Here is a 10,106-nt window from a genome sequence, read left to right as displayed (position 1 = left end):
TTGTCTGTGATTGCTGCCCATCAAGAACTGTCCGTGTGGTATCCAGACCATATCTCTCGGACCAATCCGTCCATCGCCAACGGTGAGGGCTGCCGGTCCTCGGAACTGCTGAAAAACGGCAAACGCCGACCCAGCACCGATAGTGCTCATCGCGACGGCAGCAATTGCAACCTTGTGCTTGAGATTTCGAATCACGACTGCCTCCACAACTTGATCTCGTCCGTTGTAATTGCGCCTTCTCCCGGCTTGAGTGACGCATCCAGCAAGATTGGATGTTTGCGCTGGCCGATACCATTGGACCAAGGTCCAATGGTGTCAAACCTGATTAGCGCGTTAATGTTCCCATATCAGCCGGTTTTGCTCGTTTCGATGCTGCGGCAGGACCGCTTTCGTCGCCAAAGTGTCGACCTGTGAAAACATGCACTCGTTCTTTCGCCGAACTCCCGTCGCACTGCTTGACAAAACAAACCCGGAGAAAATAAAGCCGTGCGCTGCACGCCTCAGGCAATGCACGCAGACTCAAGAACCATCCCGGGAGGACCGCTGTCGAGAATGCACGTGTCCGGGCTTGATAGATCGACCTACGATGACTGGCTTCCGGGGGTTCGCAATCCTGAAGTCGCAATTCCTAAAAATGAAACGCGGAGAAAAGCGATGAATCCTCGGTTCCAGAAGTGGCTAAAAACGATTCTCCCTCTCGTTGCAGCGCTGGCCGTCCAGCCTGTATGTGCGCAGGAACCAGGCAAAAAGCCCAACATCGTTGTGATCATGGCCGACGATGTCGGCATGTGGAACATCAGTGCGTACCATCGAGGAATGCTGGGCGGCAGCACGCCCAATATTGACCGCATTGCCAAGCAAGGCGCGTTGTTCACCGACTACTATGCCCAGCAATCATGTACCGCGGGCCGCGCCGCGTTCATTCTTGGACAGACTCCCTTTCGCACAGGGCTCCTGGCTGTAGGATTACCGGCGGCCAAGCAGGGTATTCAGGACACCGATCCGACGATTGCACAACTCCTCAAGCCATACGGCTATGCAACGGCGCAAATCGGCAAGAACCACCTTGGAGACCGTAACGAGTACCTCCCGACAGTGCATGGCTTCGATGAATTCTTCGGAATCCTTTATCACTTGAATGCCATGGAAGAGCCGTATGCGGGGGACTATCCGAAAGCCCCTAGATACCCGGACTTCCGGGCAAAGTTCGGCCCCCGCAACATGATCGACAGCAAAGCGAGCAACACGGATGACACTACTGTGGACCCCCGCTTCGGGAAGGTCGGAAAACAAATAATCCAGGATGGCGGCCCGCTGCCGCCGCATCCGGGCATGGACGCGACGGCCAAGTTCAATATGGAAGACATCGATGAGGAATTGGTACGGCGATCGACTGACTTCATGGATCGCTCCGTAAAAGCAGGCAAGCCATTCCTGCTCTGGCACAACAGCACCCGTATGCATGTCTGGACCCACCTCTCTCCCAAATGGCAAGACAAGAGTGGCTACGGACTTTATGCGGATGGCATGATGGAACTAGACTGGGAAGTAGGCCAGATTCTCAACAAAATCGACGAATTGGGCGTTGCTGACAATACGATTGTGATCTTTACAAGCGATAACGGCGCGGAAATCTTTACGTGGCCAGATGGCGGTAACCATCCCTTTCGGGGAGAGAAAGGAACGACCTATGAAGGCGGCTTCAGGGTGCCCTTGCTCGTGAAGTGGCCCGGAGCCATTCAACCCGGCAGCATTGTCAATTCAATCTTTGCGGCAGAGGACTGGATGCCGACGCTGCTTGCCGCGGCAGGGGATCCCAACGTCAAGGATGAGCTCCTGAAGGGAAAGAAGGTCGGCGACAAGACCTTCAAGAACCACCTCGATGGCTACAACTTCATGCCGTTCTTCAAAGGCGATGTTCCAGAGGCGCCGCGGCACGAGTTCTTTTACTTTACTGACAGCGGAGATCTCCTGGCTGTCAGGTACGACGAGTGGAAGATCAGCTTTAAAACCATCACGGGCAATCTGTTCACCGGTTCTCAAGACTCCACCAACGTTCCTCTTGTGACGAACCTCCGGCAAGATCCATGGGAGCGTTATCAGGACCAGTCGATGTTGTATGGAAAATGGTGGGGAGAACATTTGTGGGTGATGATACCCAGCGTGGCAATTGTGGGCCAGTTCCTCCAATCCTTCGTTCAGTTTCCGCCCAGCCAAAAATCCGGATCGTTGAGCATCGAAAAGGCGCTGGCGCAGATGCAGTCGGGTGCAGCAGGGGCGGGGAAATGACGTGCATTCATGTCCTTCACAGTTGACTGAGCGGTGCGCCAACCTACCCTTTGCGTTGGCGATCCGCCGCAGTCCGGACGGCACTTCATGATTGAGCGCGGCACGGCTTGCGCAACGGCGACCCATTCGCACGCCACGTTTGCGTCATCCGCACTGTCGTCGGCATCGGGCGAGGCGTCATTCTAATTTCCGCCGGCGTGCGAGGCGGACGTTCGCTTGTGGGGCCGTTCGATTTCGGGATCGATGGCTTTTTTGGATCTCGTCCTTTTGACCGTCGCTTCGGCCGTGCTTGACCCGTTGATTGCCCGACCCTTACTTGCGGTAACAACCGGGCAAGCGTCGAAGCGTTACCAAAGCCCGCCAGGCTCGAATAAACGCGTGCATCCTCACATGCTACACGCGAGAGATTCGAAGTACCGAGCAACGGAAACTACCCGACATCAAGGCTAGCAGCCACAACCTTGACGTGACGGACGCGAGTGTCATCGTCGAAAGCGGCCCTGTATGAAACTCCTCACCACAAGGATGTCACGAGGAAAACCGAACCATGGCCAGATTGAATCCCGCGCTTCGACGCAGCCGAAGGCCACCCTTGTCACGCAAGAGAAGAACCGTTTTCGCCGCCGCCGCCCTGGTCACGCTGGCCGTGCTGAGCTGGGCTTTTGCGATTGTGATCAAGCCAGCCATCCAGCGGACGATTGTCATCACGACGGGCGCGGACGGAGGCATCTATCGCGGCTTCGCAGATCGCTATGCCCCCATCCTGAAGCAGGATGGCATCGTGCTCGACATTCGCAGTTCTTCCGGTTCGATCGAGAACTATCAGCGGTTGAGCAAACCTGGCAGCGACTATGAGGTGGGATTCGTCCAGTCAGGCACCGTCTCCGCCAAGGAAGCAGACGGGCTCCAGACCATCGCCGCAGTCTCCTATGAGCCGATCTGGGTTTTCTATCGCGGCGATCCGGTCATCAACCGCCTGGCACAGCTACGAGGCAAACGCATTGCCATAGGCGTTCCCGGCAGCGGCCTGCTTGATGTTTCCCTGCAATTGCTCGCCTACAGCGGCATCACAGCGGTTAATACCGCGCTGCTGAAAATGGACGCGGGCAAAGCCTATCAGGAACTGAACGCGGGGCGCCTCGACGCAGCTTTCTTCATTGGCCGACCCGATGGGACGATGCAACAGACGTTACTGAACAGCAGCCTGAAGCTGATGAATTTTGCGCAAGCCGACGCGTTGGTGCAAAAGTTCCCTGCTCTTTCGAAAGTCATCTTTCCGCGAGCATCCACGAGTATCGTCAACGACCTGCCTCAGGCCGATGTGACGCTGCTCGCCGCGACCGCACTTCTCGTGTCCAAGGACAGCCTGCACCCGGCGCTGACTTACCTGCTGCTCGACGCTGCGAAGAGGGTCCACGGCGCCGAGGACTACTTCACGCCTATGAACACGTTCCCCAACGCGAACACCGAAGAGTTTCCGGTGTCGGACGAAAGCACACGCTACTTCAGATCAGGCAGACCTATCCTTCAGCGATATCTGCCATTCTGGTTGGCGAGCTTTGTGGAACGACGGCTTCTGATCTTGCTGCCTTTCATGGCATTACTGCTTGCGCTGCTGCAGGCATTGCCGCGCATGGCGGAGAGGCAGATAAAAAATCGGCTGGTGATCTGGTACCGCGAGATCAAGTCGCTGGAAGACGAGATATGGAAAGTCAATAGGCCGACCGCTGATCAGATCGCCCAGTGGCGTGACGAGATACAAAATCTGGATGCTCACGCAAACGAGATCTCAATCCCGCAGCGTTATCTTCAGGACGTATACAACCTCAAGCAGGCAATCGGTTTCGTACGAGCTCGGATCGACCAGGTGTCGACAAGAGCTGAAAAGTGAACGATTGCTCCCGGCAAAACCGTCTTGACCGGCACGAATTCACTAACGGTACTGGGTCATGCAACGCTGACTATAGCGATGCCTCGCGCAAGACAGCTACGCCTGACGAGGTGGTACGTGCCAATCACAACGTCAGAACCGGATCCCGACTCCCGCATACGGACCCTGTGTCTTGATGTTGTAGAGAAATTCCGGTTTTTCGTAGTCCATACTAAGGATTCGATACCCCAGCTTCACTACGATGGTTTTCGAGAATTTGTAGTCAACGCCGCCGAGGAACTGCCACGAATGCTTGGTTCCGCCCGTCCCCGCGTCGGCGTAGCCCGAAACAGACCATTTATCCGTGAACATGTAAGCGCCGCGGACTGCCAGGAAGCCGTCGGTCCAGTTTGCACTTTTGTCGCCACTGCGGCCGTCTGGAAAGACCCGGCCACCCGAGTAGGACAGGTCACCGTCCACATAAGCGTAACGCACGCCAATCAGGACATCGATCGGCATGACCGGACTGTCGATTATTCGATACGCTGCAGCGGCCTGGAGTATCGTTTCGTTCAGTTTAAGGCGCAACGTGCCGAGTGCACCGCCAAGCAGCGGATCGGAGGTCTTGGATACCTTGATGTAGATCGTGTCGACAACTACGCCCCATCGACCGTAGCGCGCTTCGAAAGAGCCCATTCCACCGAAATTGAGATTTTTGAGGACGTCGGAAAAACTCGCGTCTAGGTTTGCCGTGGGCGTGCGTGTTCCAACGCGCGACCACCCGCTGATTCCTGCGACCCAGAGATACGGCGTAGCCTGGAACTGCCAGCCGTTACCCGGCGGTGTATCGGCCATTGCAACACCCGAACATCCGGCAGCAACGCCAACGAGTGCGCTCATGCAAATTCCGCGCTTCATAGTAGTCGTCCCCCTTGGTTCGACGTCCCATGACGTCCAGATACGCAAAGCCCGCACTCACCGCGAAACGGATTTTGACCGCGACAGTCGAACAGCCGTTTATCCAACGCACCGTAGCAGGCGTATTCGAGCTTATTGTTGTCGATAATTTCCACGCGATCTATGGGACCTTGGTCTCATAGATCGCGCTGTTATCTCAGACCGTCGCGACGGTTGCGGACTGCAGGCAATGTTGAAGTCGGGCTAACGCCTGAAAGCGTGCGCGGGAAAAACAGGCCACACGTTGAGCCGTTTCGTTGCCAGATGGGATCACGCGCCGCTGCAGGTGCACGCAGCCACGCTGAACGAGGCGACGGGAATCGCCCCGTGTCGCCAACCAGATTCAGAACCCCAGCGCCACTGCCAGCAATCCCCCGAGGACCCCGAACCCGACCACGGCAACTGCAACCATCGTCAATACCCGTGGTGGAAACGAGCGCCCCAGCATGGCAACTGACGGCAGGCTGATCGGCGGCAGCGTCATCAACAACGCGCCTGCCGGCCCCACGGACATGCCGAGCGAGAGCATCGCCTGGATGATCGGCACTTCGCCGGCCGTCGGAATCACGAATAAGGTGCCGGCAATGGCAAGACCGACGATCCACAACACGCTGTTGTCGATGTTCGGTCCGATATGCGGAAACAACCACGCACGCGCCGCCCCAAGCACCAGTACGAGAACGATGTATTCGGGGACCAGCCGGATGGTCATGCGCCCGAGAATCCGAACCCAGCGCGTGAACGCAGTCCCCGGATCTTCGGCAGCCACGAGCTTCGCCATCTCGCCGCGCGACGCCTCTGCTTCCTTCGGCGTCACCATGCGGTTCACGGCGTAGCCGAGCCCGAACACCATCAGGACCCCCAGGGCTAGGCGCAAGCCCATCCATTGCCAGCCGAGCACGAAGCCCATGAAAATCAGCGTGGCCGGATTGAGTACGGTATTGCCGAGCCAGAACGCGATGGCCGCCCCCGGCGCCGCCTGACGCGCACGCAAGCCAGCGACGACAGGCGCCGCGCAGCAGGTGCACATCATGCCTGGCAGTGACATCAGGCCGCCGTTCACGACGCTGCCAAAGCCGCTTTTTCCCAGCGCACGCGCGACCCATTGCGGCGGAATCAGCGCCTGCACTGCGGAGCCGAGCAAGAGGCCCAGGACCATCGCTTGCCAGATCGCCTTGCCGTACGCAAACGCGTAATCGATAGCCGCTTTCCACGACGGCTCGGGCGCACTCGCGGCCGTGCCCATCAGGATCGATTTACCGATGGAATGCTGGCTAGCCGCAACGAACGCACGGTTGTAGTACGGAAACCATTTGACGTAGAACAGGCCGACGACGGCGATCAGCAGGAAGACGATCCAGCCGGCCGCTACGCGGGGTTGTCGAAGAGTGGATTGCATGGTTGGTCTTGGTTTTTAAGAAAAATAAGGTGTCACGCCGCGCTCGCGGAGGTCTCGATCTGCGCGAGCAGCGCCCTCGCCTGCTCGACGACATCGGCGTCATTCGGGCGGAACAGCACACGCGTAGCGCGCGGCAACTCGGTGAAATGCGCGCCGCTGCTGCGGGTATAGGCGGGATCGTAATGCTGGTCGATCAGTTCGCGAGCGAGTTCGGGGCCCCGGTTTTCATCGATCAGCTTGTGCCAGTGGTGCACCCGCTCCCGGCTATGCAAACCGATCAGCTTCGATAACTGCTGCTTGAACAAGTCGGGATCGTGGAACAGATGCGCGTAATCATGCAGGAGGAACGCGGCGCGGTCGTCTCGGCTTGCTTCGACCTGAATGCAATCGCCGCGATGAAACGTGTCCACCAGCGCGAGCGGCAACGCCACCGCGCCGATCCGCCGGCTTTCCGCCTCGACAAACACAGGCCGCGCCGCATCGAAGCCCCGCAGCGCGCCGACCAGCAACGTATCGAACCATTTCTGCGATGGCTGCAGCTCACCAGGCAACGCGCCGAGCAGCGATCCGCGATGCGCCGCAAGCTGCTCCAGGTCGAGCGTCTGCGCCCCGGCAACGCTCAAAGCGTGCAGCAAACGCGTCTTGCCGCTGCCTGTCGGGCCCGTCAGCGCGATATAGCGAAACGCCGCCGGAAGACGCTCGAGCGTCTCGATCGTCGCGCGCCGGTAGGTCTTGTATCCGCCTTCCAGTTGCCGCGCCTGCCAGCCGATCATGTTGAACATGGTCGTCATGGAGCCGGACCGGGTACCGCCGCGCCAGCAATAAATCAGCGGGCGCCAATTGCGGGGCCGGTCGGCGAAGACCGTATCCAGATACCGCGCGATATTTCGCGCGACCAGCGCCGCGCCCACCCGGGCGGCTTCGAAGGGCGAAACCTGCTTGTACATCGTGCCGATGTGCACCCGCTCTTCGTTGCTCAGCACCGGCGCGTTCAACGCGCCCGGAATGTGGTCATCGGTGAATTCGAGTGGTGTGCGGACGTCGATTATTTCGTCGAAATCGGCCAGCCGGTCGAGCGGAACAAGCAGGTTTTTCAAGGTGCGACGCTACAAAGTGAACAAATACGGTGGACAAACCGGAGGTTTCGGATTATCGCATGGGCAAAACGGACAGTGGATGGTCCGCATTTTTGACCATGCACGGATACGTCGCATACTTCAGTATTGGATGGCCGCCCTGAAATCAAGGATCACGCGATGAGCTACAACGAGACCATCGGTCATCGGACGTATCGTTTCGACGACCTGAAAACCCTGCTGGCCCGAGCCACGCCGCAGCGCTCCGGCGATCAGCTTGCGGGCGTCGCGGCCGCCACCGAGGAAGAGCGCGTCGCCGCGAAGATGGCGCTGGCGCAAGTGCCGCTGCGCACGTTCCTCAGCGAAACCGTGATCCCTTACGAAAGCGATGAGGTGACGCGGCTGATCATCGACGAACATTGCGCGCAGGCCTTCGCGGAGATATCGCATCTCACGGTGGGCGATTTCCGCAACTGGCTGCTCGCCGACACCACCGATACCGCCGCGCTCGTGCGCATCGCGCCCGGGCTCACGCCGGAAATGGTCGCCGCCGTATCGAAACTCATGCGCAATCAGGACCTGATTCTCGCGGCCAAGAAACGGCCGGTGGTCACGCGTTTTCGCAATACCATCGGGTTGCCCGGACGCATGTCCGTGCGCCTGCAGCCGAACCATCCCACCGACGACGTCAAGGGCATCGCCGCGTCCATGCTCGACGGGCTCATGTACGGCTGCGGGGATGCGGTGATCGGCATCAATCCGGCATCGGATTCGCTCAATGCAATCACGACACTGCTCATGATGATCGATGACTTCCGGCAACGCTACGAAGTCCCGACGCAATCCTGCGTGCTGACCCATGTGACGAACACGATCGCTGCGATCGAGAAAGGCGCGCCCGTGGATCTCGTGTTCCAGTCGATCGCGGGCACGGAAAAAGCCAACGCGAGTTTCGGCGTGTCGCTCGCGCTGCTGCAGGAAGCGTATGAGGCGGGGTTGTCGCTGAAGCGCGGTACGGTCGGCGACAACCTCATGTACTTCGAGACCGGCCAGGGCAGCGCGCTTTCCGCCGATGCCCATCACGGCGTCGATCAGCAAACCTGCGAAGTTCGCGCCTATGCGGTCGCCCGCAAGTTCAAGCCGTTGCTGGTGAATACGGTGGTGGGGTTCATCGGCCCGGAGTATCTCTACGATGGACGCCAGATCATTCGCGCCGGTCTCGAAGATCATTTCTGCGGCAAGCTGCTCGGCGTGCCGATGGGTTGCGACATCTGCTATACGAACCACGCCGAAGCCGATTCCGACGACATGGACACCTTGCTCACGCTGCTTGGCGTAGCCAACGTCAACTTCATCATGGGCGTACCGGGCGCTGACGACATCATGCTCAACTACCAAAGCACATCGTTTCATGACGCGTTATATGTGCGCAATGTGCTGGGGCTGCGCCGCGCCCCGGAGTTCGAGGCATGGCTTGAATCGATGCAGATCATCGATACACGCGGCGCCCTGCTCAGCCCGTCCGCACCGCAACCCTTGCTTGAATGGATCACGACGTAATGGCCGATACCGACGCAGATCCAAATGACGCGCCTGCGCCATCCAACGCCAGTCCGTGGGACGCGCTGCGCCGTTTCACGAACGCGCGCATTGCGCTGGGCCGCGCCGGCAGCAGCCTGCCGACGGCGCCCTTGCTTGCGTTCAATTTATCGCACGCGCAGGCTCGTGACGCCGTGCATCAGCCGCTCGATGTGGACGCGCTGCATGCAGCACTGCAAGAAGCCGGTTTCGATACGCTCGATGCCGAGAGCGCAGCGCCCGATCGCGATCATTATTTGCGTCGCCCGGATCTGGGCCGCAAGCTCAACGATGAAAGTACGGCACGTCTTCGCGATCACGAAGGCAAGGGTTTCGATGTGGTGTTCGTCGTCGCCGACGGCTTGTCGGCCTACGCTGCAACGCGCCATGCCGTGCCGTTGCTGCAGCGCATGCGCTCGAAGCTGGATGGCGTGCGCATCGGTCCTGTCGTCGTGGCGCGGCAGGCGCGGGTGGCGCTGGGCGACGGTATCGGTGAGCTTTTACGGGCGCGGATCGTAGTCGTGCTGATCGGCGAACGGCCGGGTTTGAGTTCGCCCGACAGCCTTGGCGTGTACCTGACTTACGAGCCGCGAGCCGGCCGGAGCGATGCCGAGCGCAACTGCATCTCGAACGTCCGGCCCGAAGGTCTCCCCTACGATGCCGCCGCGTTCAAGCTGCTTTACCTGCTCAACGAAGCGGTCCGTCTGAAGCTGACCGGCGTCAGGCTCAAGGACGATAGCGATGCGCTGTTGTCGGCGTCCGACCGCACCACGCTGCCGCCGGCCTGATGATTTGAGTGGCGTTAAAAACGAATCGGGGCGCCTTGGCGGGCGCCCCGATTCGTTACTACGCGTGCTGTGTGTGAGCCGTTAGAGCACCAGTGAACCTGCCGAGATAGCCACGACCAGGAAGATCACGAACAGCACGAGGAAAATGA

Annotated in this window: 8 protein-coding genes; 5 read left to right on the top strand and 3 right to left on the bottom strand. The window is 59.3% G+C overall.

What is annotated here, in order from left to right; all coding sequences use genetic code 11:
* The 3 genes from ACFFAR_RS14705 to ACFFAR_RS14695 form a co-directional block, all read left to right on the top strand.
* Positions 1 to 414: hypothetical protein (locus tag ACFFAR_RS14705; RefSeq protein ID WP_375508051.1), on the top strand; the 414-nt coding region annotated here is incomplete at its 5' end.
* Positions 415 to 654: 240 nt separating this feature from the next.
* Positions 655 to 2,289 (top strand): arylsulfatase, encoded by a 1,635-nt coding sequence (locus ACFFAR_RS14700; protein ID WP_375508050.1) that lies wholly within the window; start codon positions 655 to 657, stop codon positions 2,287 to 2,289.
* Positions 2,290 to 2,836: 547 nt separating this feature from the next.
* Entirely contained in the window at positions 2,837 to 4,180 is a 1,344-nt protein-coding gene (locus tag ACFFAR_RS14695) for a TAXI family TRAP transporter solute-binding subunit (protein WP_174363507.1), read from the top strand.
* Between the two features lie 132 nt (positions 4,181 to 4,312).
* Here the strand turns inward: ACFFAR_RS14695 and ACFFAR_RS14690 are convergent, their stop codons facing one another.
* The 3 genes from ACFFAR_RS14690 to mnmH all read right to left on the bottom strand — a co-directional run bounded on the left by ACFFAR_RS14690 (position 4,313) and on the right by mnmH (position 7,612).
* Complete coding sequence (locus ACFFAR_RS14690) at positions 4,313 to 5,059, bottom strand: hypothetical protein (RefSeq protein WP_174363506.1); 747 nt, start codon at positions 5,057 to 5,059, stop codon at positions 4,313 to 4,315.
* A 400-nt stretch (positions 5,060 to 5,459) separates the two neighbouring features.
* On the bottom strand, positions 5,460 to 6,515 hold the full coding sequence (locus ACFFAR_RS14685; RefSeq protein ID WP_086381075.1) for a permease: 1,056 nt from the start codon (positions 6,513 to 6,515) through the stop codon (positions 5,460 to 5,462).
* 32 nt (positions 6,516 to 6,547) lie between these two features.
* The gene (gene mnmH, locus ACFFAR_RS14680; protein ID WP_174363505.1) at positions 6,548 to 7,612 is read right to left on the bottom strand and encodes a tRNA 2-selenouridine(34) synthase MnmH; all 1,065 of its coding nucleotides are present in this window, start codon (positions 7,610 to 7,612) and stop codon (positions 6,548 to 6,550) included.
* A gap of 159 nt (positions 7,613 to 7,771) precedes the next feature.
* Here mnmH and ACFFAR_RS14675 point away from each other — a divergent pair, with 159 nt between their 5' ends.
* Both ACFFAR_RS14675 and eutC read left to right on the top strand, forming a co-directional pair.
* Complete coding sequence (locus tag ACFFAR_RS14675; protein WP_174363504.1) at positions 7,772 to 9,151, top strand: ethanolamine ammonia-lyase subunit EutB; 1,380 nt, start codon at positions 7,772 to 7,774, stop codon at positions 9,149 to 9,151.
* Positions 9,151 to 9,957 carry an ethanolamine ammonia-lyase subunit EutC gene (eutC, locus tag ACFFAR_RS14670; protein ID WP_174363503.1) on the top strand — a complete coding sequence of 269 codons (807 nt, stop codon included), beginning with the start codon at positions 9,151 to 9,153 and terminating at the stop codon, positions 9,955 to 9,957. The genes ACFFAR_RS14675 and eutC overlap by 1 nt, the downstream gene beginning before the upstream one ends.
* Positions 9,958 to 10,106: the final 149 nt, after the last annotated feature.

Origin of the sequence: uncultured Caballeronia sp. (assembly GCF_964243625.1) — a bacterium.
Lineage (GTDB): Bacteria > Pseudomonadota > Gammaproteobacteria > Burkholderiales > Burkholderiaceae > Caballeronia.
This window is presented reverse-complemented; position numbering and strand designations above follow the sequence as displayed.

Coding starts and splice junctions, on each gene's coding strand:
- ACFFAR_RS14700 (WP_375508050.1), top strand. CDS start 655: ATGAATCCTCGGTTCCAGAAGTGGCTAAAAACGATTCTCCCTCTCGTT.
- ACFFAR_RS14695 (WP_174363507.1), top strand. CDS start 2,837: ATGGCCAGATTGAATCCCGCGCTTCGACGCAGCCGAAGGCCACCCTTG.
- ACFFAR_RS14690 (WP_174363506.1), bottom strand. CDS start 5,059: ATGAGCGCACTCGTTGGCGTTGCTGCCGGATGTTCGGGTGTTGCAATG.
- ACFFAR_RS14685 (WP_086381075.1), bottom strand. CDS start 6,515: ATGCAATCCACTCTTCGACAACCCCGCGTAGCGGCCGGCTGGATCGTC.
- ACFFAR_RS14675 (WP_174363504.1), top strand. CDS start 7,772: ATGAGCTACAACGAGACCATCGGTCATCGGACGTATCGTTTCGACGAC.
- eutC (WP_174363503.1), top strand. CDS start 9,151: ATGGCCGATACCGACGCAGATCCAAATGACGCGCCTGCGCCATCCAAC.